This window comes from Mycobacterium pinniadriaticum, assembly GCF_026242045.1.
Classification (GTDB): domain Bacteria; phylum Actinomycetota; class Actinomycetes; order Mycobacteriales; family Mycobacteriaceae; genus Mycobacterium; species Mycobacterium pinniadriaticum.
Genome location: NZ_JAPJDO010000003.1, coordinates 31,877 through 55,511 on the forward strand (window position 1 = coordinate 31,877; position 23,635 = coordinate 55,511).

General features: G+C 67.4%; 21 protein-coding genes and 1 pseudogene. 12 read left to right on the forward strand and 10 right to left on the reverse strand.

Features of this window, described 5'->3' with window-relative positions:
* Positions 1-4: 4 nt before the first annotated feature.
* The 3 genes from ORI27_RS04350 to ORI27_RS04360 all read left to right on the forward strand — a co-directional run bounded on the left by ORI27_RS04350 (position 5) and on the right by ORI27_RS04360 (position 4,161).
* The gene (locus tag ORI27_RS04350) at positions 5-2,350 is read left to right on the forward strand and encodes a Tex family protein (protein WP_265995300.1); all 2,346 of its coding nucleotides are present in this window, start codon (positions 5-7) and stop codon (positions 2,348-2,350) included.
* Positions 2,351-2,498: 148 nt separating this feature from the next.
* A complete protein-coding gene (locus tag ORI27_RS04355) occupies positions 2,499-3,338 on the forward strand; it encodes an acyl-CoA thioesterase domain-containing protein (protein WP_265995301.1) in 840 nt (279 codons plus the stop codon).
* Positions 3,339-3,387: 49 nt separating this feature from the next.
* Positions 3,388-4,161, forward strand: coding sequence for an enoyl-CoA hydratase/isomerase family protein (locus ORI27_RS04360; protein ID WP_265995302.1), 774 nt, complete (start codon positions 3,388-3,390; stop codon positions 4,159-4,161).
* Between the two features lie 8 nt (positions 4,162-4,169).
* Here ORI27_RS04360 and ORI27_RS04365 read toward each other — a convergent pair whose 3' ends face one another.
* The gene (locus ORI27_RS04365) at positions 4,170-4,955 is read right to left on the reverse strand and encodes a transporter substrate-binding domain-containing protein (RefSeq protein ID WP_265995303.1); all 786 of its coding nucleotides are present in this window, start codon (positions 4,953-4,955) and stop codon (positions 4,170-4,172) included.
* A 13-nt stretch (positions 4,956-4,968) separates the two neighbouring features.
* On the reverse strand, positions 4,969-6,825 hold the full coding sequence (locus ORI27_RS04370; RefSeq protein ID WP_265995304.1) for a fatty acyl-AMP ligase: 1,857 nt from the start codon (positions 6,823-6,825) through the stop codon (positions 4,969-4,971).
* Between the two features lie 60 nt (positions 6,826-6,885).
* Here ORI27_RS04370 and ORI27_RS04375 point away from each other — a divergent pair, with 60 nt between their 5' ends.
* The 3 genes from ORI27_RS04375 (at position 6,886) to ORI27_RS04385 (ending at position 8,901) form a co-directional block, all read left to right on the forward strand.
* A complete protein-coding gene (locus ORI27_RS04375; protein ID WP_265995305.1) occupies positions 6,886-7,671 on the forward strand; it encodes an acyl-CoA thioesterase in 786 nt (261 codons plus the stop codon).
* Positions 7,672-7,843: 172 nt separating this feature from the next.
* Positions 7,844-8,134, forward strand: coding sequence for a DUF4193 domain-containing protein (locus ORI27_RS04380; RefSeq protein ID WP_265995306.1), 291 nt, complete (start codon positions 7,844-7,846; stop codon positions 8,132-8,134).
* 44 nt (positions 8,135-8,178) lie between these two features.
* Entirely contained in the window at positions 8,179-8,901 is a 723-nt protein-coding gene (locus ORI27_RS04385) for a polysaccharide deacetylase family protein (RefSeq protein ID WP_265995307.1), read from the forward strand.
* Between the two features lie 2 nt (positions 8,902-8,903).
* Here the strand turns inward: ORI27_RS04385 and ripD are convergent.
* The 3 genes and pseudogenes from ripD to ORI27_RS04400 all read right to left on the reverse strand — a co-directional run.
* A pseudogene (gene ripD, locus ORI27_RS04390) lies at positions 8,904-9,389 on the reverse strand (NlpC/P60 family peptidoglycan-binding protein RipD); the annotation flags it as partial.
* A 185-nt stretch (positions 9,390-9,574) separates the two neighbouring features.
* Positions 9,575-10,354: a hypothetical protein gene (locus ORI27_RS04395; RefSeq protein WP_265995309.1), complete on the reverse strand. Its 780-nt coding sequence runs from the start codon at positions 10,352-10,354 to the stop codon at positions 9,575-9,577.
* Positions 10,355-10,475: 121 nt separating this feature from the next.
* A complete protein-coding gene (locus ORI27_RS04400; RefSeq protein WP_265995310.1) occupies positions 10,476-12,059 on the reverse strand; it encodes a PucR family transcriptional regulator in 1,584 nt (527 codons plus the stop codon).
* A gap of 81 nt (positions 12,060-12,140) precedes the next feature.
* On the opposite strand from ORI27_RS04400, the gene ORI27_RS04405 reads away from it, so the two are divergent.
* The gene (locus ORI27_RS04405) at positions 12,141-13,658 is read left to right on the forward strand and encodes a CoA-acylating methylmalonate-semialdehyde dehydrogenase (RefSeq protein WP_265995311.1); all 1,518 of its coding nucleotides are present in this window, start codon (positions 12,141-12,143) and stop codon (positions 13,656-13,658) included.
* Positions 13,659-13,681: 23 nt separating this feature from the next.
* A complete protein-coding gene (locus tag ORI27_RS04410; protein WP_265995312.1) occupies positions 13,682-15,070 on the forward strand; it encodes an aspartate aminotransferase family protein in 1,389 nt (462 codons plus the stop codon).
* A gap of 17 nt (positions 15,071-15,087) precedes the next feature.
* On the opposite strand, the gene ORI27_RS04415 is transcribed toward ORI27_RS04410, so the two are convergent.
* The 3 genes from ORI27_RS04415 to ORI27_RS04425 form a co-directional block, all read right to left on the reverse strand.
* Positions 15,088-15,435 carry a hypothetical protein gene (locus tag ORI27_RS04415; protein ID WP_265995313.1) on the reverse strand — a complete coding sequence of 116 codons (348 nt, stop codon included), beginning with the start codon at positions 15,433-15,435 and terminating at the stop codon, positions 15,088-15,090.
* Positions 15,436-15,500: 65 nt separating this feature from the next.
* Entirely contained in the window at positions 15,501-16,685 is a 1,185-nt protein-coding gene (locus ORI27_RS04420; protein ID WP_265995314.1) for an acyl-CoA dehydrogenase family protein, read from the reverse strand.
* 77 nt (positions 16,686-16,762) lie between these two features.
* Positions 16,763-17,311 (reverse strand): cysteine hydrolase family protein, encoded by a 549-nt coding sequence (locus tag ORI27_RS04425; RefSeq protein ID WP_265995315.1) that lies wholly within the window; start codon positions 17,309-17,311, stop codon positions 16,763-16,765.
* A 166-nt stretch (positions 17,312-17,477) separates the two neighbouring features.
* Between ORI27_RS04425 and ORI27_RS04430 the strand changes: the two genes are divergently transcribed.
* Genes ORI27_RS04430 through ORI27_RS04445 form a run of 4 tightly spaced genes read left to right on the forward strand, consistent with a single transcriptional unit; the run spans position 17,478 to position 22,135 of the window.
* Positions 17,478-19,982, forward strand: coding sequence for a glycogen/starch/alpha-glucan phosphorylase (locus ORI27_RS04430; protein WP_265995316.1), 2,505 nt, complete (start codon positions 17,478-17,480; stop codon positions 19,980-19,982).
* 16 nt (positions 19,983-19,998) lie between these two features.
* Positions 19,999-20,961, forward strand: a complete 963-nt coding sequence (locus ORI27_RS04435) for a DUF3533 domain-containing protein (RefSeq protein ID WP_265995318.1) — start codon at positions 19,999-20,001, stop codon at positions 20,959-20,961.
* A gap of 17 nt (positions 20,962-20,978) precedes the next feature.
* Entirely contained in the window at positions 20,979-21,947 is a 969-nt protein-coding gene (locus ORI27_RS04440) for an MOSC domain-containing protein (protein WP_265995320.1), read from the forward strand.
* Between the two features lie 2 nt (positions 21,948-21,949).
* Positions 21,950-22,135 (forward strand): hypothetical protein, encoded by a 186-nt coding sequence (locus ORI27_RS04445; protein ID WP_265995321.1) that lies wholly within the window; start codon positions 21,950-21,952, stop codon positions 22,133-22,135.
* On the opposite strand, the gene ORI27_RS04450 is transcribed toward ORI27_RS04445, so the two are convergent.
* Positions 22,132-22,542 carry a class I SAM-dependent methyltransferase gene (locus ORI27_RS04450; RefSeq protein WP_323055550.1) on the reverse strand — a complete coding sequence of 137 codons (411 nt, stop codon included), beginning with the start codon at positions 22,540-22,542 and terminating at the stop codon, positions 22,132-22,134. The two genes, ORI27_RS04445 and ORI27_RS04450, sit on opposite strands and share 4 nt — an antisense overlap.
* A 117-nt stretch (positions 22,543-22,659) precedes the next feature.
* Positions 22,660-23,628 carry an enolase C-terminal domain-like protein gene (locus ORI27_RS04455; protein ID WP_265995322.1) on the reverse strand — a complete coding sequence of 323 codons (969 nt, stop codon included), beginning with the start codon at positions 23,626-23,628 and terminating at the stop codon, positions 22,660-22,662.
* Positions 23,629-23,635 lie beyond the last annotated feature (7 nt).

The window sequence follows — 23,635 nt, forward strand, 5'->3', positions numbered from 1 at the left end:
CGGCGTGACTTCGAGCCCAACCCTCAAACCTGTAAACGCCCGTCTGGCTGAGGAACTCGCGGTGGCCGAGACGCAAGTGGCCGCCGCGGTCCGATTGCTCGACGAAGGCGCGACCGTGCCGTTCATCGCCCGCTACCGCAAGGAAGCCACCGGCAGCCTCGACGACGGGCAGCTGCGTGACCTCGAGGAGCGACTGCGATACCTGCGCGAGCTCGACGAACGGCGAGACGCGGTGCTGGCATCCATCGACGAGCAGGGCAAGCTGACCGAGGAGCTACGGGCGGCGCTGCTGCGGGCCGACACCAAATCCCGGGTCGAGGACATCTATCTGCCGTACAAGCCGAAACGGCGGACCAAGGCGCAGATCGCCCGGGAAGCAGGCCTGGAGCCGCTGGCCGAGCGCCTACTCGCCGACCCGGCCGTCGACCCCGAAACCGCCGCAGGCGCGTTCGTCGGCGCCGAGGTGCCCGACGCGGCCGCCGCACTCGACGGCGCACGGCACATCCTTGTGGAGCGGGCCGCAGAAGACGCCGAGCTGGTCGGTGCGATCCGGACCAAATTCTGGGCCGAAGGCTCGTTGCGGACCGCTCCGCACTCCGAGGACGCCGCAAAAAGCCCCGCGGCACAGAAGTTCCGTGACTATTTCGAGTTCGCCGAACGGCTGGAGGACATGCCGTCGCACCGCGTACTGGCGGTCATGCGCGGCGAGAAGGAACAAGCACTCGCCTTGCGTTTCGACGGCGGCAGCGATGACGCCTACGAGGTGATGGTCGCGCGGGCACTCGGGGTCGACCTCACGGCCGGCGCAGCGGCGACGCCGTGGCTGGCGACCACCGTCCGGTTGGCATGGCGAACGCGGCTGATGATCTCCGGCGCGGTCGACGCGCGAATGCGGTTGCGCCAACGCGCCGAAGATGACGCCGTCGCGGTGTTCGCCAAGAACCTCAAGGATCTTCTGCTGGCGGCTCCGGCCGGCACGCGTACCACACTCGGGCTGGATCCCGGCTTCCGCACCGGCGTCAAGGTTGCCGTCGTCGACGGCACCGGCAAAGTGCTCGACACCTGCGCGGTCTACCCGCATCAGCCGCAGCGCCAATGGGATTCGGCCAAGGCGACGTTGGCTGGGTTGGTGGCCCGCCACGGTGTCGAGCTGATCGCCATCGGCAACGGCACCGCGTCGCGGGAGACCGATGCACTGGCCGCCGAGCTGATCGCCGATATCCGCGCGACCGGTGCGACCGCCCCGGTCAAAGCCATGGTCAGCGAGGCGGGCGCGTCGGTGTACTCGGCGTCGGCCTACGCCGCCCGCGAGTTGCCGAGCCTGGACGTGACGGTGCGGGGCGCGGTGTCGATCGCGCGCCGGTTGCAGGATCCGCTGTCGGAATTGGTGAAGATCGAACCGAAGTCGATCGGCGTCGGCCAGTATCAGCACGACGTCACCCCGGGCACCCTGGCCCGCAGCCTCGACGCTGTGGTGGAGGATGCGGTCAACGCCGTGGGCGTGGATCTGAACACCGCGTCGGTTCCCCTGCTGGCGCGGGTGTCGGGCGTGTCCGAGTCACTGGCCGAGGCCATCGTCGCCCACCGGGAGAAGGCCGGGCCGTTCCGCAACCGCGCCGCACTTCTCGACGTCGCACGTCTGGGCCCCAAAGCCTTTGAACAGTGCGCGGGCTTCCTGCGGATCCGTGGCGGCGACGACGCCCTCGATGCCTCGGGTGTCCATCCGGAGGCCTATCCGGTGGTACGGCGGATTCTGGATCGCTCGGGAATCGCCCTGGCAGAACTCATCGGCAACGAACGCTCGTTGCGATCGCTGCGGGCCGCCGACTTCGCCGACGACCGATTCGGTGTACCGACGGTGACCGATATCCTCGCCGAGTTGGAGAAGCCCGGACGCGATCCGCGGCCGGCGTTCTCCACCGCGACGTTCGCGGCCGGGGTGGAGAAGGTGGCCGATCTGAAGGTCGGGATGGTGCTCGAGGGTGTCGTCACCAATGTCGCGGCGTTTGGAGCCTTCGTCGACGTGGGTGTGCACCAGGACGGCCTGGTCCACGTGTCGGCGATGGCGGACCGATTCGTCTCCGATCCACACGAGGTGGTGAAATCCGGTCAGGTGGTGCGGGTCAAGGTCATCGACGTCGACGTCGACCGTCAGCGGATCGGTCTGAGCCTGCGGCTCGGTGATGCGCCAAAACGCGGCCAGGCCAAGCGAACTGAACGAAGCAGCGCCGCACCGGCGCGCGGTGAACGCCGCCGGCCCACCCGCGGTGATGACGGCCCTCGGCGGGACGGCAACCGGTCATCCGGGTCGATGGCGCAAGCCCTGCGCGACGCCGGTTTCGGGCGCTAGATCTGCGCTGTGTCCCCCGATCGGTGGACACCGCAGTCATCCGGAATTGCGGCCGATCGGTGGACAGTCCGAGACGCTTCCGCACGTCATAGTTGCCTGGTGAGCCGTCAAGCAAGCGGCGGCTCTCCCACTGATAAGGATGGCAACGGTGAACAGCAGCATGGACTTGTCGGAACGTACGGCCGCGGCGTCGAGCGCGATGGGAATCCGCCCTGCGTATTTCGTTCAGCAGTCGAACGGAGGCTTCCGGCCGACAACCTCGGCGGCGGCCTCCTGGAGTGACGGGGTGCTCAGCGGTCAGGCGATTGCCGGACTGGCGGCCTCGACCCTGGAGCGGAAATACGGCGCCGTCGGATACCTGCCGGCCCGGCTGACGCTCGATCTGCTCAAACCTGCCCGAGCCGTTCCGACCCATACCCAGACCCGGCTGATTCGGCAGGGACACCGGATGCGCACGGCCGAATGCGACATCATCCAGGACGATTGGATCGTGGCGCGGGCCACGCTGCTGCAGTATCGCCAGACGTCGGTGGGCGCGCAGTGGGTATCCGGGATGAACGTGATCGCGCCGGACGGTGCCGAAGATCTCGCCCTGCACATCGACAGTGACGGGACCGGGTGGGTTCCGATGGGCCAACGGCACCACAGCACCGGACGCAAACGCGCGTACTACGGCGGCCTTGATGCGGTGGCAGGCCTGGCAGCGACTCCCTTCGTCCGCTCGGCGGTGGTTGCCGAGGCGGCTGCCAACCTGGTGACCGATCTGGGCGCCTCCGGAATGGGCTATGTCAACGGTGACCTGACCGTGGCGCTGGCGCGCCTGCCGCGCGGGGTGTTCATCGGCGTTCAGGCCGACACCCATTTCTCCGAGAACGGCGTGTCGGTGGGCAACGCGACCCTGTTCGACGACGACGGCGCGTTCGGCAGCAGCATGGTCACCGCGATGGCCGGCCCCGCGGTGCGCGCGGAAGGCAACGGACGGGGTTAACCCTTCGGCGCACCCTGTGCGCCACCCGCGCCTCACTAGAGTGCAGCAGATGAGCCTCGTCATTTACCAGCTCGACGGTCATATCGCCACCATCACCCTCAACCGGCCGGCGGCGCGCAACGCCATCAACGGCCCGCTACGGCAGGAGCTCAACGCCGCGTGGGACCGGTTCCGCGACGAGGAGCAGGCCTGGGTGGGGATCCTCACGGCAAACGGCGACGTCTACTGCGCCGGCGGTGACCTCAAAGACGGCGAAGGGTCGGTGGGCACGTTCGGCGGGACCTTCTGGGAGAAGCCGACCATCAATAGCTTCGAGTCGGGAATGGAACTGTTCAAGCCGACCATCGCCGCGGTACACGGACCCTGCGTCGGCTATGGCCTGACCGGAGTGTTGTTCTGCGACTTCGTGATCGCCTCGACCGAGGCCACCTTCTGCTACCCCGAGGTGGCCCTGGGCGTCCCGACCATCGTCGGTGCCATCCGCCTGCCTCATCGGGTCGGCTGGGCCAACGCCATGGAACTCCTGCTGACCGGTAAGCCGATCAGCGCCGAGCGCGCCAAGGAGATCGGACTGGTATGGAAACTGGTCGAACCCGAGGAGCTGCAGGCTGAAGCGCAGGCGTGGGCCAGGACCCTGGTCGAGGCCGCGCCGTTGGCGCAGCGGGCCACCAAGGAGGTGGCCTGGCGCACCGCCGACATGGGCTGGATCGAGTCGGTGCGGTTCGGCGAGGTGATGCGCAAGGTGGCCGGAGCGACCGAGGACGTCGCCGAAGGCCTGAAAGCGTGGCGGGAGAAGCGCCGGCCGCAGTGGAAGGGGCGCTGAGTGCCGGTCTATCGCGGCGGGTCAGGCGCGGGGGCGTGCAACCAGCGCCGGTAGATGCCGTCGAACGTGCCGTCGTGCAGTGCGCCGGCCAGCCATGAGTCGACTGGTCCTTCGATCGGGCTGTCCTCGGGCAGAAGGTAGACCTTGACCTCCGAGGTGAAGGGCCGCTCGGGGTGTTGGGCGACCAACCCGGGGTGCAGCGAGGCCTGGTAGACCGCTTCCAGGGCGTCGGTGACCATGACGTCGGCGTCGCCTGCGGCTAGCTGGTCGAAGATGGTGGTGTTGTCGCCCCAGATGATGATCTTGGCACGGGGAAAGTTCTTCCGGGCGAATTGTTCGTTGGTACCGCCGCTGTTTTCGATCACGCGCACGCCGGGCTGGTCGATCTGCTCGATCGACGCGAACCGGTCGGCATTGCCCGCCGCCACCACCGGTGTTTTTCCGCTGGACAGGTACGGCTGCGTGACCTCGGTGATCCGGCGTCGTTCGGGTGTGTCGGTGATACCGCCCATGGCGATATCGCACATGCCGGGCGAGGTCAGGTCGGCGATCAGGGTCGGCCACGTGGTCGCGACGAATACCGGCTCTCGGCCGAGGTGGGCGGCGAGGTCAGTGGCCATGTCGATGTCGACGCCGCTGTAGCGCCCGGTCTCCGGGTCGCGGTGGGTCAGCGGCGGGTAATCGCCGGTGGTGCAGACCTTCAGCGTGGCTACCCCGCCGCCGGCGGCAGCCGGCGGAGTCCCGGCGGCGGACATCGCGATCACCCCGGCCAGGGCCATCGCGGCAAAGCTCAATGGCCGCACCATATCAGTGCACTCCCAAAGTGCCCGTGAGGTATGCGGAGCGGCAGGCCCGTCGGGCCAATTTGCCGCTCGTCGTTCGCGGGATGGCTCCGGCCGGCAGCAGCCGGACATCGGGTGCCGCAACATGGTGGCGCTCCGATACCGCCGCGCGGATCGCCGCGATCGCGGTCGCCGGGTCATTGCGACTGGTACCCGCCGCCCGTTCGGCGACGACGACGAGTCTGTCTGCGCTGTCTGTGGTTGCCGTACCGGGAATTTCGTCGGCCGGCACCGAGAACGCCGCCACGTAGCCCCGCCGCACGATCGGCGAGGCGCCGGCGGCGGTCTTCTCGATGTCCTGCGGATAGAACGTCCGCCCGTCGACCATCACGATGTCGGCGAGGCGGCCGGCGACATAGAGTTCGCCGGCCAGATAGAAGCCCAGGTCGCCGGTGCGCAGCCAAGCGGCGTCGGCGGGCACCCCGTCGGCGTGGCTGTTCGCGGCCAGCCGGCGGGCGAGTCGGGCGCCGAATGTCTGCCGGGTCTCCTCGGGTTTGCGCCAGTAGCCGCGCCCGATGTTCTCGCCGTGCAGCCATATCTCGCCGACCCGGCCGTCGGGCAGCTCCACGCGGGTATCGGGGTCGACCATCACCGCCCACTGGCTGCGGGCCACCTGCCCGCACGACACCTGGGTGACGAAATCGAGGGCATCCTCGCCGACTTCGATGGCGAGCCCGGCCGCCAGCTGATCACGGTCCAGACGTAGCACGGTGGGCGTCGCGGTGGGCGCGATGGTCGCGACGAAGAGGGTAGCCTCGGCGATTCCGTAGGAGGGCTTGAACGCCGTCCGCGCCAAGCCGTACGGGGCGAAGGCCGTGGTGAAGGTGCTGATGGCCTCGGCGCTGACCGGTTCGGAGCCGATGATCATCACCACATTGGCCAGATCGACCTCCGCACCGGCGTCCGGGAGCCCGCGCTGGGCGGTCCATTCGTAGGCGAAATTCGGTGCGGCGGTGACGACATGGCCCTCGCGGGAGCCGTCGGACAGCGCACGGATCCAACGCTGCGGTCGACGGATGAATGCGGTAGGTGAGAGCAGGGTGGAATGCCCACCGTAGACCGTCGGGAATCCGATCATCGACAGTCCCATGTCGTGGTACAGCGGTAACCAGCTGACGCCGTGGGTGTTTCGGTCGAGCAGGTCGATCGACAAGATCATCTGGATGAGGTTGGTGCCGACCGCCCGGTGGGTGATCTCGACGCCCACCGGCGGACGGGTCGAGCCCGAGGTGTACTGCAGGTGTGAGACGTCGTCGACATCGATGACGGTCGGGATGAAGTCGTCGGCGGCCGAATCGCTGATCTCGTCGATGACGAGGATCCGCGGCTGCCTGGTGGTCGGCAGGTTCGCCAGGAAGCTGCGTACGCCGTCGGCGGCGGCTGCGGTGGTGAGCACCGTGGTCGGTTGGGAGTCGCCCAGAGCCGTGTCGAGACGCTCGGCGTGACCGGGCAATTCGGGAGCGAACAGCGGTACCGCTATGGTCCCCGCCTTGATCGAGGCGAAGAACCCGGCGATGTAGTCCAGGCCTTGCGGGGCAAGGATTGCGACCCGGTCACCGCGGGCGGCGGTGCCCTGAATGTGCGCCCCGATGGCCTCCAGGCGGGTGCCGAGTTGGGCCCAGGTCAGTTCGGTGACTTCGGGATCCGCAGAGTGACTGTGATCGAGATAACGATAGGCAACCGAGGCGGGGATGTTGGCGACGTTGCGTTCGATCAGTGAGATGAGCGTGACCCCGGGCGGAAGTACGACACCGCCGTCGGCCGCCAGGCAGTCTTCGATCTTCAGCAGGCCATCGGGCGCCTCGGTGTGGCCGCGATCCATGGCCGCAGTCTATGCAGCTATCGTGAGTTCGATTCCGATCACGACGACCGCGGGGAGAGCATGCCGAGCTGGATCGCACAACTGGTCCAACTCGACCGCAGAGGCGACGATTTCCGCGCGTCGGCCGCATTCGGGGTGGGTCCCCGCTTATACGGTGGCCTGATCGCCGCACAGGCGCTGGCCGCCGCGGCCGCCACCGTCGACTCCGGCCGGTTGCCGCAGTCGCTGCACGCCTACTTCATCAAAGGCGGGCAGGTTGGCGTGGACGTCGAGTTCTCCGTCGAGATCACCCGTGATGGCCGTTCCTTCAACACCCGGCGCGTCACCGCGCTGCAGGACGGTGTGGCGATCTTGGAGATGATGGCGTCGTTTCACCTACCCGAGACCACCACCGACTGGCAGCGTCCCGAGCCGGCGAGGCTGGCGCTGTCGGATGCCACAGTCGTCACAAAGCTGCCCGTGCGTTGGGCGGATCACTTCGAGATTCGGGTCGCGCCCGGCCACGACGGACATGACGAGTGGCCGGTTCAGCCCTTCTGGTTCCGAACCCGAGAACCTGTGGAGAACGACGCGGTGCTGCGGGCGTGTGCGCTGACGTTCATCTCCGACATGGGCCTGGTGTCCTCGGCCCGCCCGCGGGACCCCGCGCTACCCGGGCCGCGCGGCGCGGCCAGCCTCGACCATGCGCTGTGGCTGCACCGGCCGACCGACCCGCATCAGTGGCATCGCTACGACACGACCGCGGTCAGTCACAGCGACGCGCGGGGCTTGGCCCGCGGGTCGATTCACCGGGCCGACGGTACGCTGATCGCCAGCGTCGCCCAGGAATCGCTCTGGCGAATCTGAGCCCGCTGGTTCCGGTTCTTCCGGCACCGGAATCCGCAGGACACAGCCAGGCCGGGGCAACCGCTCAGCCAGCCCGAAACAATGGTGTTTAGCCAAGACCGGCGGCGGGAACAATCTCGCATTCGACCGCGTTGACGCGACGTCGAGTGCGTAAGAACGAAAGGCACGGACCATGACGGTTGATTACGACGCCCCCCGCCGTACCCAGGCCGAGCCCGAGGAAGAGTCCCTCGAGGACCTGGCGGGCCGGCGTAAGGACACGGCGACGGCCGTGATCGATGTGGACGAGGCCGACGCGGCTGATTCGTTCGAGCTGCCCGGCGCCGATTTGTCCGACGAGGAACTCACGGTTCGGGTGATCCCCAAGCAGTCCGACGAGTTCACGTGCACCAGCTGCTTTCTGGTGCACCACCGCAGCCGGTTGGCGGACGCGTCGAGCATGACCTGCACCGACTGCGCCTGACGGTGGCCTGATCCGGCCACGGCGCTCTGGTAGACACGGACGCGATGCGGAAGTGGGTTATCGGAACGTCAGTCGGATTGGTGGTGTTGTTGGTTGTCGTATCCGGCGCCTACACGTTGTCGAAGTCGCGGACCTATCAACTGGCCGGTGAGATCGTCAACCGTGTGGACACCGCTGAGAAGGTGGTGGCGGTCACCTTCGATGACGGACCCACGGAGTACGCATCTGAAGTCCTCAATATGCTTGCAGCGAAAAAGATCCCGGCAACCTTTTATCTTGTTGGCGCCGATCTGGACCGGAATCCGGACGAAGGTGCGGCAATCGCGCGAGCCGGCCACGAGATCGGCAATCACACCTACACCCACCGCCGGATGATCTTTGTCTCGACCCAGACTGTTGCCGACGAGATCGAACGAACCGATGCGGCTATCGCACGGACCGGGTATCGCGGCCCGGTGACGTTCCGACCGCCCTACGGCAAGAAACTCTGGACGCTCCCTCACTACCTTGCCGAACACGGACGAACTACGGTCACCTGGGATCTCGAACCGGATTCAGCCGGCGCGCCCACAACCGAACAGATCGTTGCGGAGACTGTTGACAACGTCCGCCCGGGGTCGATCATTCTGCTGCACGTCATGCTGAAGAGCGGCTCGGCCTCACGCGCCGCGGTGCCACTGATCATCGACCGGCTCCATTCCGAGGGCTACCGGTTCCTCACCGTCAGCGAACTTCTCGCCGTCAACGACGGCGTGCCAGACCGCTAGGCGATGACCCGCACCAGGTAGGGGGCCATATCCTTGGTGCGCACCGGGGACACCGCGACGGCGGTGTCGGTGACCTCGAGCATCTGTTGGTTGCCGAGGAACATCGCCACACTCTGCGTGCCTTCGGGTCCGTAGAAGATCAGGTCACCCGGCAGGGCCTGGTCGGCGGTCACGTGCTGGCCGACCTTGTACATATCGCCCGAGGAGCGCGGCAGTTTGGCGCCGACGCCGGCGTAGACGTATTGGATCAGACCCGAAGAGTCGAATCCCATCACGCCTTCGCTGTCCCCCTTGCCCAACGTCGGGCCGTTGATGTCGCCGCCGGCCCACGCGTAGGGCACGCCGCGCTGGGCGAGGCCGCGCTCGATCACCAGGTTGACGTACTGATCCCGGCTGACCGGCGCGGCAGTTGCCGTCGGGGCCAGCAGGCCGGGAATGGCGAACAGCATCACCACGCTGATCGCGAAGGCATACAAGCGCTTCCTCATCATCTTCATCTCACTTTCCGGCGCCCTGAGCAAAGCTCCATCCTGTTCACAGAGGCCACTTCTGTAACTTCTACAGCAAATGGCTGACGGCCGCTGACCACGTTCAGCGGCTGAACAGGGCATTTAGCCGATCCGTGATGCAACAGTGTCCGAAGTGGTGTGCATCCTTGCCCGATCGGTTGCGCTCAGCGCAGCCGGTCGCGCACCCGGTAGGTCGAGGGCCAGGATTTGCGTGAGTCGTCGCCGGTGAGGGTCATGCCCATTCCGCCGACCTTGACGTCGTAGGCCTCCTTGCCGGCGCCCACTTCGCGGTTGGCGTGCTCCTGTGCCAGGTAGTAGAGCTCGTCGATCGCGGCCTCGCTGTAGGCGACAAACGACGTCTCGCGGACGACGTCGTCACTCGGGGTCATCTTGTCGGGCAGGATGCGCGATGCGAGTGCCGCCAACCCCATGAAGGTGAACGGGATGACCCAGTAGCACAGGAACGACAACGGGGTCTTGGTGTCGAGGATCGTCGCGTCGCCCTGCACGATCGGCGGGATCGCCGAGGACACCGTCATTCCCGCGAAGGCGGCGATCCAGATCCAAGTCAGTAGCGAGGTGATCCGAGCGAACAGTGCACTCTTGACCACCTCGTCGGGCCGGCCGGCGGCGGCGAACTCGCGCACGAACGGCCTGCCGATCAGCGCGCCGGTCAAGGCGACCAGGAAGATCCCCGCGTTGCTCAGCGGTTGCATCCAGCGCTCCATGAATGGTTGGCTCGCCGCGAACGTCAGCATCGCCAGTATGGAGAACGTTGCGACAGCACCGATTTCAAAGGTCAGGCCGGGTGCATTCCTGGTGCGACCGACCACGAGCCCGATGACGGCGATGCCGAGGGCGACGAGTACGGCTGCCTCGAACGGGACGTTGCCGACCAGGACCCAATAGACGATCCACGGTGCGAAACCAATGAGAATGCCCACGGTGGCCCAGTGTATGGTCGAGCGTTGGGCGACTGCTCAGCGGCTGCCCCACGTTACTGAGACGGCAGTTGTTGTGCGCGTTTCGCGGGTGGACCGACAAACAACGACAGTTTCGGCACGCCTACTCCCCCGCCGGGTTCACGATCAGCATCGCCACGTGCAGCGAGGTCCTGGACTCCGCGTCGTCGAGATCCAGGCCGATGATCCGCTGCAGGGCGTCCAGCCGGGCATACAGGGTCGGCCGCGACATGTGCAACGCCCTGGCCAGTTCGGCCTTGTTGCCCCCGGCGGCCAGGAAACGCCGCAACAACTCGAAGGCTTCGTCGCCGTGTTTGGCACGGTGCGCGAGTAGCCCCGCCAACTCGGTTTCGGCGAAGGCCTGGACCCGCGGATCGGTGCGGATCAGCGACAGCAGGCCACGCAGCCGGACATCCGATGAACGGTGAAAAGGCTTGTTGTGCAATGGCATCGACATTGCGACCTCGGCAACGTGACCAGCCTCGCGCAATCCGCCCACCGCATCGACCAGCCGGCTGGACTCCGGGCCTGCGCCTATCACGCAGTCGTCGGCGCCATCGAGGCGGCAGACGGCCCGCCGGATCGCCGAACATACCTCGTGCAGTGCGGTTTCCAGCGCACCGGTGGTGCGCTGCGGTGCCAGGACCAGGTCGATCTGCCCGTCATCGCGGGTGGACGTCAGACCGGTGTGGCCCGCGGCGCGCACCGCATGCATGATCGCGTCCAACGTGCGCAGCCGCCGCTGTGCCACCGCGACCTGATCCGCACCGGCACCCTCACGCAGCCGCACCGTCATCGGTACGTAGGTCAGGGTCGGCCGCAGGCCCAGCCCGTGGGCACGCGCCGTCGCCTCGGCCTCGTCGGTGATCCGGCCGTGGCGCAGATCATCGACCAGGCCGCTCTGCGCGCGAAGTTCGAGCGAGCTGCGGTTCTGCTCGACCATCCGGTGCAACGCCAGCGCCTGGGCGGCCCGCTCCAACGCCATCGTCGCGCGCGCGTTGGCTGCGATCCCCGGGGCGATCAGACGGCCCCACTCCTCGCGGTACGGGCCGACCGGGCAGGCCGTCCAGGCGTCACCGGTCGCCAGCCGGGACCGCCGCTCCCAGTCCGCCAGCAGGACCGCCGTCGGGACGCCCCGGCCGTCGAACGCGAGCACCTGCCGGTTGAGGTCTTCCAGCACCACCGGGGTGTCGAGCATCTCGGCGGCGGCGCCGACAATCTGGTCAGCGGAGGCGCGGCGCATGCTCAGTGCGGTGAAGGCCTCGTGCACCCGCTGCCCGTAGGCCACTTCGGCGTACTGATCGGCGACGATCCTGCGGTGTACCTCTTCGGTCACGTCGATGAAGCGCACCGGCCGGTGCAGCACGATCACCGGCAGCGACAGGGCTAAGCCGATGGCGCGGACCGACTCCGGGAGGGCGTCGATGTGCAGCCCGAGTTCGATGACGACGCCGGTGGCACCGGCGTCGGCCAACCCGGGTAGGTACGCATCCCGTCGGGCCGGATCGGCCAGCGCCTGACCCGTGGTCAGAACCAGTTCCCCGCCGGTGAGCAGACCGGACAGGTCGGCCAGGTCGCTGACGTGCACCCAGCGCACCGGTTGATCCATCGGCCCGCTGCACACCACCTCCGGGTCGCCGGCGCGAACCGACGGAAGGTCGAGGATCTCGGACAGAGTGAGCTGCATTTACATAGTGTAAGGAATAGCTGTTGAATCCTTACAGATCGTCGTGTCTCGTGGTGGTCGGTAGCCCGCAGAATCGCAGGTATGACTCTCCTCGCGCCCAGCACCCGCGTTCGCACCATCGCCCACTGGGCCGGCGGGAAGCACTTCCCCGGCGGCAGCGACCGCACGGCCCCGGTGACCAACCCCGCCACCGGCCAGGTCACCGGCCAGGTGGCGCTCGCCGACGTCGCGGCCGCCCGCGCGGTCATCGACGCGGCGGTGGCGGCGTTCCCGGACTGGCGGGACACCTCGCTGGCCAAGAGGACCGCTGTGCTCTTCTCGTTCAGGGAGCTGCTCAACGCCCGCAAGGAAGAGCTGGCCGCGATCATCACCGCCGAGCACGGCAAGGTGCTCTCCGACGCCCTCGGCGAGATCAGCCGTGGCCAGGAGGTCGTCGAATTCGCCTGCGGCATATCACATCTGCTCAAGGGCGGGATGACAGAGAACGCCTCGACCAACGTCGACGTCGCCTCCATCCGCCAGCCGCTGGGCCCGGTGGCGGTGATCAGCCCGTTCAACTTCCCCGCCATGGTGCCGATGTGGTTCTTCCCGATCGCCATCGCCGCGGGCAACACCGTGGTGCTCAAGCCCTCCGAGAAAGACCCGTCGGCGGCGCTGTGGATCGCCGACCTGTGGGCCGAGGCGGGGCTGCCGGCCGGCGTCTTCAACGTCCTGCAGGGCGACAAAGTCGCTGTCGACGAGCTGCTGACCAACAAGGCCATCAAGGCGATCTCGTTCGTCGGCTCCACCCCGATCGCCCAGTACGTCTACTCCACCGGGACCCTGCACGGCAAGCGCGTACAAGCCCTCGGCGGGGCCAAGAATCACGCGGTGATCCTGCCCGACGCCGATCTGGATCTGGCCGCCGACGCGATGGTCAACGCCGGCTTCGGTTCGGCCGGCGAGCGCTGCATGGCGATCTCGGCGGCCGTGGCCGTCGGCCCGATCGCCGACGAGCTGGTCGCCAAGATCGCCCAGCGCACAACATCGTTGAAGATCGGCGACGGCACCCGCAACACCGATATGGGCCCGCTGGTCACCAAGGCCCATCGTGACAAGGTGGCCTCCTACATCGACGCCGGCGAAGCAGACGGCGCCACGATCGTCGTCGACGGCCGGGGTACCCAGGTCGACGGCGAGGCTGAGGGGTTCTGGCTGGGCCCCACCCTGATCGACAACGTCACCCCCGAGATGAGCGTCTACACCGACGAGATCTTCGGCCCGGTGCTCTCGGTCGTAAGGGTCAAATCCTACGAAGATGCAGTGGCGCTCATAAACTCCAACCCCTACGGCAACGGCACCGCGATCTTCACCAACGACGGTGGCGCGGCGCGACGTTTCCAGAACGAGGTCGAGGTCGGCATGGTCGGCATCAACGTGCCGATCCCGGTGCCGACCGCCTACTACAGCTTCGGCGGATGGAAGAGCTCGCTGTTCGGCGACACCCACGCGCACGGAACCGAGGGCGTGGGATTCTTCACCCGTGGCAAAGTGGTCACCACGCGGTGGCTCGACCCCTCCCACGGCGGTATCAACCTCGGCTTCCCGCAGAACCACTGAGCTCGAAAGAGGCACGCACCGATATGACCGCCACCACTTCTTCTCACCTCCTGCCCAACGGACTCGACCTCGACACCGCCCGCGCCGAGGCAGCGCGGGCCTACGAACTGGACCGGGCGCACGTCTTCCACTCCTGGTCGGCGCAGGCGCAGATCAAGCCGATGACGATCGTCGCGGCGGAGGGCTCCTACGTCTGGGACGGCGACGGCAACAAGCTGCTCGACTTCTCCTCCCAGCTGGTGTTCACCAACATCGGCCATCAGCATCCGAAGGTCGTCGCCGCGATCGCCGAGCAGGCGGCCAAGCTGTGCACGATCGCACCCCAGCACGCCAACGCGGCCCGGTCCGAGGCGGCCCGGCTGATCGCCGAGCGCACCCCCGGTGACCTGAACCATGTGTTCTTCACCAACGCCGGCGCCGACGCCGTCGAGCACGCCGTCCGGATGGCGCGGCTGCACACCGGTCGCTACAAGGTGCTCTCCCGCTACCGCTCCTATCACGGCGGTACCGACACCGCGATCAACCTGACCGGCGACCCGCGCCGCTACCCGAACGACTACGGCAGCGCCGGCGTCGTGCACTTCAACGGGCCGTTCCTGTATCGCTCCTCGTTCTTCGCCGACGACGAGCAGCAAGAGTCCGAGCGGGCACTGGACTACCTCGAGCGCCTGATCGCCCACGAGGGGCCGGCGTCGATCGCCGCGATCATCCTCGAATCGGTGCCGGGCACCGCCGGCATCATGGTGCCCCCACCCGGGTACTCGGCCGGGGTGCGGGCGATCTGCGACCGCCACGGCATCGTGTTCATCGCCGACGAGGTGATGGCCGGCTTCGGCCGGACCGGAAAGTGGTTCGCCATCGACAACTTCGATGTCGTGCCCGACCTCATGACGTTCGCCAAGGGCGTGACGTCGGGGTACGTGCCGCTCGGCGGCGTGGCCATCAACGACGCGATCTATGCGACGTTTGCCGACCGCGCCTATCCCGGCGGGCTGACCTACTCGGGGCATCCCCTGGCCTGCGGGGCGGCGGTCGCGACGATCAACGCGATGGAGGACGAGGGCATGGTGGCCAACGCCGCCCGGATCGGCGAGCAGGTGCTCGGCCCGGGTCTGCGTGAGCTGGCGGCCCGCCACTCGTCGGTGGGTGAGGTCCGCGGCCTGGGCGTGTTCTGGGCGATCGAGCTGGTCGCCAACCCGCAGACCCGGGAACCGCTGGCACCGTATGGCGGCTCCAGCCCGGCGATGAACGAGGTACTGGCCGCGTGCAAGACGGGCGGCCTGCTGCCCTTCGCCAACTTCAACCGGATCCACGCCGTGCCGGCCTGCAACATCAGCGACGCCGAGGTGGCCGAGGGACTGGCCATTCTGGACAAGGCGCTGGACGTCGCCGACGGGTACCTCGTCGGCTGAAATCGCCGCCGGGCGGCCTAATAGGGCGAAGTGTGCTGGGTGAGGACGAACAGCATCAAACCCAGGCACAGCAGCACGTTGATCGCGACCAGGATCGCGGCGGCGAAGACGATCCCCTTCACGCAACGCTGTTGCGCGCGACCACGTTTGGAGCGGCGTCGTTTCTCGCTGAGCAGTGCGGTCGCGGTGAGCGCGAAGGTGACGTCGATCCGCTCGTCGTCGGTGGGCGTGCCGCCCTTGACGATCTGTTGCAGCCGTTCGGGTGGAATACCCACACCGACGCCGGCAAAGTCGCGGCTGAGCCGCTTCATCTGTCGGGGGCTCGATCGATAGCTCGGCAGCCTCGGATCGGACCAGTCGGTCATAGCTGTCAGACTCTAATCCCAGCCGTGGCGCGACGCGCGCGAAATGCCGAGGCCGAGCGTGACTCTCACAACCCGGGTTGGTCCTCGATGATGCCGAGCCAGATCTGGGCCACATCCATGGCCACCTTCTCGCTGATGAACGCGTGCTGGGTCCCGGTGTAGATATCGCGGAACGCACGCTCCAGGCGGCTACCCTCCCGGATCGAGGTCGTGCCAGCGGACAGGTGGGCCCACTCGGCGGCGGCTCGCGCCACGTCGGTCGCATAGACCGCGGCCACCCGCATATCGGCCCGCAGCGCCGGGGTGAGTTCGTCGCCGGCGGCGACGGCGGCTTCGGCGGTGCCGAAGGCATCCAGCACCAGCAGCCGGGCGGCCCGCCACGCCGCGACGTGGTGGGCCAGGTCCTTCTGGAATGTGGGGCGGCTGGCCAGTGACGCCATGTCGCTCATCCGGAATTTGGTGGCGGCCAGCTCCTGGACGTCGTCGAGCATGCTCTTGGCCACGCCGAGCGCCCACGATGCGTGACCGGCCGCGGTCACCGGCATCAGCCCCATCCGGGTCGCCGGCGAGCTTCCCCGGTATGGGACCCGGGAGAACAGCGGAAAGGTCCGGCAGGTGGGCACGAACACATCGTCGAGGTCGTAGTCGTAGGAGCCGGTCCCCTTGAGCCCCTGGACATGCCAGCCGTCGGAGAACGCGACCTCGGCGCGCGGGACCACGGCCACCAGCATCTCCGGCATGCCTTCGCTCGCCCAGCGCATCTCGCCGTTGTCCATCGGGAAGAAGCCGGCGCAGACGTACTCCGAATGTCCGGTGCCCGACCCGAAACTCCACGAACCGGTGAGCCGGTAACCGCCGTCGACCGCGGCGCCCTGGCCGTTGGGGAAGAACTGGCCACCCATCGTGACGCGGTTGTCGTTGGCGCCGAACACCTCCGCGAATCCGTCGTCGGGCAGGTAGGCCGCCGCGGCGAACGACGACGGCAGATTGGCGATCCCGATCCACCCGAAGGATCCGTCCTGCCAGGCCATCTCGATCCAGGTTTCGATCATCTCGGTGAACGACGGCTCCACCCCGCCGGCCGCGACGGGGTTGAACGACGGCATCAGCCCGCTGGACCACATCTCGTCGACGACGGCCGGGGCGATGGTGCGCAGCCGCTCGGATTCGCCGGCCTGGGCCAGCACCAGCTCCCGCATGCCCCGCGCCAACCCGACGAGCTGGTCCCCCGATTGAAGCGTCGACGTCATTGTCATTCCGATCTGTGTCGCGGCGGCAGTGAACACTTTCGAAATAATGTATAGCGCCGGTTCGATCGGCGCGGCGATTACCAGACAACCCCATCGGTGGCCGATGCCAGGGCCGTCCGGCCCGGCGCCGACTGGTGGCTCCAGTACAGGTTGGTGTGGGCGATCACCTGCTCGGGCGGTGGCGCGCCCCAGGCCGACAGATCTTCGGTGGTGTGCGCATCCGTCACCAGGGTGACGTCGTAACCGCGGGTGAACCCGCCGTGAATAGTCGATCGGACGCACTGATCGGTTTGGGCGCCGGTGACCACCAGATGCCCGACGCCCAGTTGCGCGAGCGCCGACTCCAGGACGGTGTCTTCGAACGAGTCACCGTAATTCTTGGCCACCAGCGGCTCGGACTCTGCCGGCGTCAGCTCGCTGACGATCTCCCACTGTTGGCTTCCCGCAGGCAGATCCGCGTCGTCGTGCTGCACCCAGATGACGGGTACACCATCGTGGCGCGCCCGATCGACGAGTGCCGCGATGTTCGCGACGACCCGATCCCGCTCGTGAGCCGAGGCCACGACATCGTTCTGTACGTCCACGACCAGCAGCGCGGTGTTGGGCCGGTTCGGCAATGTGGTCATGACCGTGATCGTAGGACCGGGCGGCATTTGCTCGGCGAGCGGTGCGCACGATGATGCGCGATAGTTCACGGGAGTGACTCGTGGACCTCGCCTCGCCGAAATAAGGCGGTGTCAAGCTTCGTGTCCTCACCGGTGATCGAGAAGCGGTCTGGAGCAGGAGAAGGCAATGACGGATGTCGTGAACAACGCCCCGGGCGACGTCGCCGCACGACCGCAGGAGCACAGCCGCACCGGTTTGTCTGCGGATGCCCTGCACCGCGCGATCGCCGATCACCTGGCCTATTCGATCGCCCGCCCGCCCAGCGTGCTGACCCCCGAGCACTACTATCGGGCGCTGGCCCTGGCCGTGCGCGACCGCATGCAGCAGCGCTGGATGGCCACCACCCAGGACTGGCTCACCGGCCCCGAGAAGGTGACGTGCTATCTGTCCGCCGAGTTCCTGATGGGGCCCCAGCTGGGCAACAACCTGCTCAATCTGGGCATCGAGACCCAAGCCCGCGAGGCCCTGGCCGCACTGGGCCAGGACCTCGATGCGGTCCTGGCCTGCGAGGAGGAGCCCGGCCTGGGCAACGGCGGATTGGGCCGGTTGGCCGCCTGTTACCTGGATTCACTGGCGACCCTGCAGCGCCCGTCCATCGGATACGGAATCCGTTACGAGTTCGGCATTTTCGACCAGGAAATCCAGGACGGCTGGCAGGTTGAGAAGACCGACAACTGGCTCGTCGGTGGCAATCCGTGGGAGATCGACAAGCCAGATGCCAGCTATTTCGTCAACTGGGGCGGGCACACCGAACAGTACAGGGACGTCGCCGGCAATCACCGGGTCCGCTGGGTCCCGCGACGGGTGATCAAGGGGGTCTCCTACGACACCCCGATCCAGGGATATGGCGTCAACACCTGCAACACACTGACACTGTTCAGTGCCCGTTCGGTGTCGTCGTTCGCGCTGGACGCGTTCAACACCGGCGACTTCTACAAGGCCGTCGAGGACGAGGTTCTCTCGGAGAAGATCTCCAAGGTCCTCTACCCCAATGACGAGCCCGAGGCCGGCAAGCGCCTGCGCCTGCAGCAGCAGTACTTCTTCGTCAGCTCCTCCCTGCAGGACATCCTGCGGATCCATACCGAGCGGGCGGGCCTGCCACTGTCGGCACTGCCGCAGAAGTGGGCCATCCAGCTCAACGACACCCACCCGTCGATCGCGGTCGCCGAACTGATGCGGCTGTTGATCGACGAGCACCACATGGACTGGGACGAGGCCTGGGACATCACCGTCGCCACGTTCGCCTACACCAACCACACGCTGCTGCCCGAGGCGCTCGAAACCTGGCCGCTGGGCATCTTCAGCTCGTCACTGCCTCGGCATCTGGAACTCATCTACGAGATCAACACCCGGTTCCTCGACGAGGTGGAAGCCAAGTTCCCCGGCGACGAGGAGCGCGCCCGGCGGATGTCGCTGATCGGCGAGGGCGGCGGCAAAAGCGTCCGGATGGCGCATCTGGCCACCGTCGGTAGCCACGCCGTCAACGGTGTCGCCGCGCTGCATTCCGAACTGCTGAAAGCCAGTGTGCTCAAAGACTTTTACGAGATGTGGCCGGAGCGGTTCGGCAACGTGACAAACGGTGTCACCCCGCGACGATTCGTGGCACTGTCCAACCCGGGGCTGCGAACGCTGCTCGACGAGACCATCGGCGACGGCTGGCTGGCCGACCTGGACCAGCTGCGCCAGCTCGAGTCCTACGCAGACGACTCGGCCTTCCGTGAGCGGTGGCGAACAGTCAAGCGCGCCAACAAGAGTCGGCTCGCCGAGTTCGTGCATTCGACGACCGGCATCGAGTTGGACCCGACCTGGATGTTCGACATCCAGGTCAAGCGCATTCACGAGTACAAACGCCAACATCTCAATGTGCTGCACATCATCACCCTGTACAACCGGCTCAAGCGCAACCCCGGCTTCGCGATCGCGCCGCGCGCGTTCATCTTCGGGGGCAAGGCCGCACCGGGATACTTCATGGCCAAGCGCATGATCAGGCTGATCACCGCCGTTGGTGCCACGGTCAACAACGATCCCGACGTCAACCGCTACATGCGGGTGGTGTTCCTGCCGAACTTCAACGTCAAGAACGCCCACCTGATCTACCCGGCGGCCAACGTGTCCGAGCAGATCTCGACGGCGGGCAAAGAGGCCTCCGGCACCGGGAACATGAAGTTCATGATCAACGGCGCGCTGACGATCGGGACGCTGGACGGTGCCAACGTCGAGATCCGCGAGGAAGCCGGCGCGGACAACTTCTTCCTGTTCGGCCTCACCGTCGAAGAGGTCGAAGCGCTACAGGCCGACGGCTATCGGCCGACGAGTTATGTCGAGCGCGACCCGGAGCTGGCGGAGGTCCTCGAATTGATCGCGCAGGGCACGTTCACCCACGGCGATCCTGATGTTCTGCGGCCGCTGGTCGACAACATGTTGCACCACGACCCGTTCCTGGTGTTGGCCGACTACCGTTCCTATGTGGACTGCCAGGCCCGGGTGAGCGCCGCCTGGGAGGACTCCGAGACCTGGTCGCGGATGTCGATCCTGAACAGCGCCCGCAGCGGGAAGTTCTCGTCGGACCGCGCGATCGCCGAGTACTGCGACGAGATCTGGGGTGTCGGTCCGATGCCGGTGAGCCTGTAGCTCGCAGAATCGATGCGTGCCTGACATCCCACCGGAGATCCGCAAGGCCGCGGCCGTCATCGCCATCGCGATCGTGCTGGCATCGAGCTTCGCCGCCGCCTACACCGTCGCGCTCGGCCGGCCCGCGCCCCGCAACCTGCCCGTCGGCGTCGTCGGATCGACGGCCGTCACGGCGCCGTTCGTCAACGCGTTGCATCGCAACCCCAGGGAGTTCGACGTCCATCAGTATGCGACGCGCGGGGACGCGATCACCGACATCAACCAGCAGCGGATCACCGCCGCCATCGACGCCACCGCGGCACCGCCCGAGCTGTTGCTGTCCAGCGCCAGTGACCCATCGGGTGCCCGCGCCCTGATTCAGCTGGATCAGACCCAACCCGGCCGGTTCATCCTGCCGGTCGTCGATCTGCATCCGCTGCCACCGTCGGATCCGATGGGAATGGCGACGTTCTATCTCGTCATCGCGGCCACGATCCTGGGCTTCATCACCATGTTCCAGCTGCGGGCCAACGTCAAGGGTCTCAGCCTGCGGACCTGGCTGGCCTGTGTGGCGATCCTGGCCGTCGTCGGCGGTGCTGCGCTGGCGGTCGTCACCGGGCCGGTCCTGGGCGCGCTGAGCACGCCGTTCGGCCAACTGTGGCTGCTGATCTCGATGCAGATCGGGACCGCCGCCCTGTTCAATTCGACCATGCTGGTGTTGATCCACCGGTGGGCCATCATCCCGACCTGGCTGCTGTTCATCCTGCTCGGCAATACCTCGTCGGGAGGCGCGGTGTCGGCGTCGCTGTTGCCGCAGCCGTTCGCGTTCTTCAATCACGCACTACCCAGCGGGGCGACCGTGTCGGCGATACACGCGGCGACCTACTTCCCGGACAGCCAGCGGACGCTGCCGTACCTGATCCTCGGCCTGTGGTTGGTGGGCAGTCTGACCGCACTGCTGATCTCTTCTCGCGCACTCCATCGCACGCCCGCGGTGTGAAGTCCTACCCTGGAAGCATGATCCCGGCCGGCCGCATCACCTCGATCTGGCGCTATCCGGTGAAATCGATGCTGGGCGAGCGGCTGGCCCAGGCGCAGATCGGCGAGCTGGGTCTGCACGCCGACCGCACCTGGGCGGTCCGCGACGTCGAACTCGACGCGACGACCAGCGCCAAACGCCTGCCCGGACTGCTGTTGTGTACGGCGCGCTACGCGCACCCGCCACCGCCGGATTCCGGGCCGGGACGCGCACCCGAGGTCATCATCGCCTTCCCGGACGGCACCGAGATTCCTAGCTCCGATCCCGCTGTCCACCAAGCGCTCTCGCGCTACCTGAACCGGGAGGTCGAACTTCGCCCGCTGCCGCCGCTGGATCGCCGCGACCAGTACCGCGGGCCGATGGCCACCAAGACCGACCTGCGCACGGTGTTCGGCCTCGAGGATGGCGAACCCCTGCCGGATCTGTCGATGTTCCCGGTCCGCAAACTCGCCGATATCAGCCGCTACGCCACCCCGGTCGGCAGCTATGTCGACGCCTACCCGGTTCACGTCATCACCGAGCAGAGCCTGGCCACCGTCGCCGCGCTGGCACCGGATTCCGATTTCGACGTCCGGCGATTCCGGCCGACGATCGTCGTCGACTCCCCCGGCGCGTCACCTCAGCCGGAGTGGGAGTGGTGCGGCGGAAGGCTGCGCGCGCCGCACGCCGAGCTGCAACCGCTGATCCCCACCATCCGCTGCGTGATGCCGTCTCACGAACAGCCCGAGCTCAAGCGGGACAAGGAGATCACCCGGACCATCGCCGCTCACTCGCGGCGCTGCCTCGGCGTCTACGGCAACATCACCCAGGCCGGACAGATCGCGGAAGGTGATGTGCTGCAGCTGGATCCGCCGAACCGGTCGGCCGCCGGATCCGGCGCGACCAAAGTGAAGCGAGCCCTCATGCGGGCGGTGTCCGCGGCCATCCCGACCGGGAAGAGGAGTTGACGATGCGTCATGCCGTCGGTGCACTGGGGTTGCTCATCGCACTGTTCGGACTGTTGTTCACGCTCCAGGGCTTCGGTGCGGTTCAGGGCAGCCCGATGAGCAACACCACGACGTGGTCGGTGCTGGGGCCGATCATCGCCCTGATCGGCGTCGGGTTGGCCGTCGCCGCCTGGCGACGCAGACGTTAGGCCGCACCACGCAAGAGCCAGAAACGGCTGAAAACACTATGATCCCAAGTGAATACGACGACACGGCGCCGTGCGACACGAATCATTTCCGCAACACCGGCCGCGAGGTCCGCCCAATGGTGAATCGTGAGGATGGCCATAGCGGCGTCGACGGCACCGGTGCCGATCGGCAAGTGTTCCGCGGCCCCTCGGACCGCCGGGGCGCCGGACCTGGCACGTTGGGCGATCATCACACTGCTCGGCTCAACTGCGACGACGACGCGTGGAGTTTCGTAGGAGCCGGTCCCGGCGCCGATATTCGCAACCGACCGCATGTCCGCAAGGGCTTGCTCGATGACGGCTGCAACGCGATGGTCGGGCCGGCGGGTTGTCGAGTACGTGGACCCGGTTCGGTCGTAGGTGCTCATTGGCGAATCCGCAACTCGTCAGCTTCGGTCGGGTCTCACCCTAGGCCAGTCGTATACGACCAGGCAGCGGACATGCCCTCTGGTGAGACTCCGCACGCCGCGTACGCCGCCCGGTTTCTACACAAGTTCTGATGCGGTGGTCAGCCGCCGGCGCCACCACACGATGCGCTCGGTGTCATGGAGCGAGAACTGTGCGAGGCGCTCGACATCGGGCGCCGGCGCCATGGGTGCCACCGGCAGGTAGCCGTCGGCCGGAATCAGCGTGCGTCCCGCCGAGACCACGTCACCGGCCAGTACCGTGGCGGTGCCCAGTCCACAGGCGAACCGAAGGTCGGGCAGCGCACCGGCCAGCGCCAGCCCGCCGGCCAGCCCGATGCTGGTTTGCCGATCCCCCGACACCACGCACGGCAGGCCGCAGCGTTCGGCGAACCGCAGAGCCCGTCGCACACCTCCGAGAGGGCCGACGGCCAGGACCGCGATGTCGGCGATCCGCGCCAACTCGGCCGCTTCGACGTCGACGTCCGCCGCGTCGACCGCGATCGGCACGCCGACGCGAAGCCGCAACGCCGCCAATTCCCCGGCCGTCGCGCATGGCTGCTGCACGAACTCCAGCCCGCCGGCCGCCGCGTGCAGAACCGGGATGGCGGCGGCCGCGCCCTCGACATCCCACGCCCGCTCGACGGCGCACCGGATCGCTCCGGACGCCCCCAGCGCCGCCCGCACCGCCGCGAGCCGGTCGGCGTCGTCGGCGAGGGCGTCCGAGCGCCCGGTGACGCGCACGTCCGCCGCGAGGCAGCCGCTGCCGGCGACGATGACACCGGCGTCGGGGGGGCTCACCGCGGGCACCGGTACCGACACCGCCACTCGCCCGCGGACCGCGTCGGGCCAGCCGACGGTGCCGCCCTCGATGGCCGATGTCAGCCACCGCGCGGCCGCCAGGTCGGTGCTCGCGCGGGGCGGGCAGAATTCACCCCACCCCTGCGGGCCCTCGATCAGCATTCCCTCGCAGTCGTCGAAGCCCGGATAGCCGTCGCGGGCCGGGATCGCGAAGACCGGCGCGCCGTCGAAGTCGATCAGTGCCTTCACTGGCGGT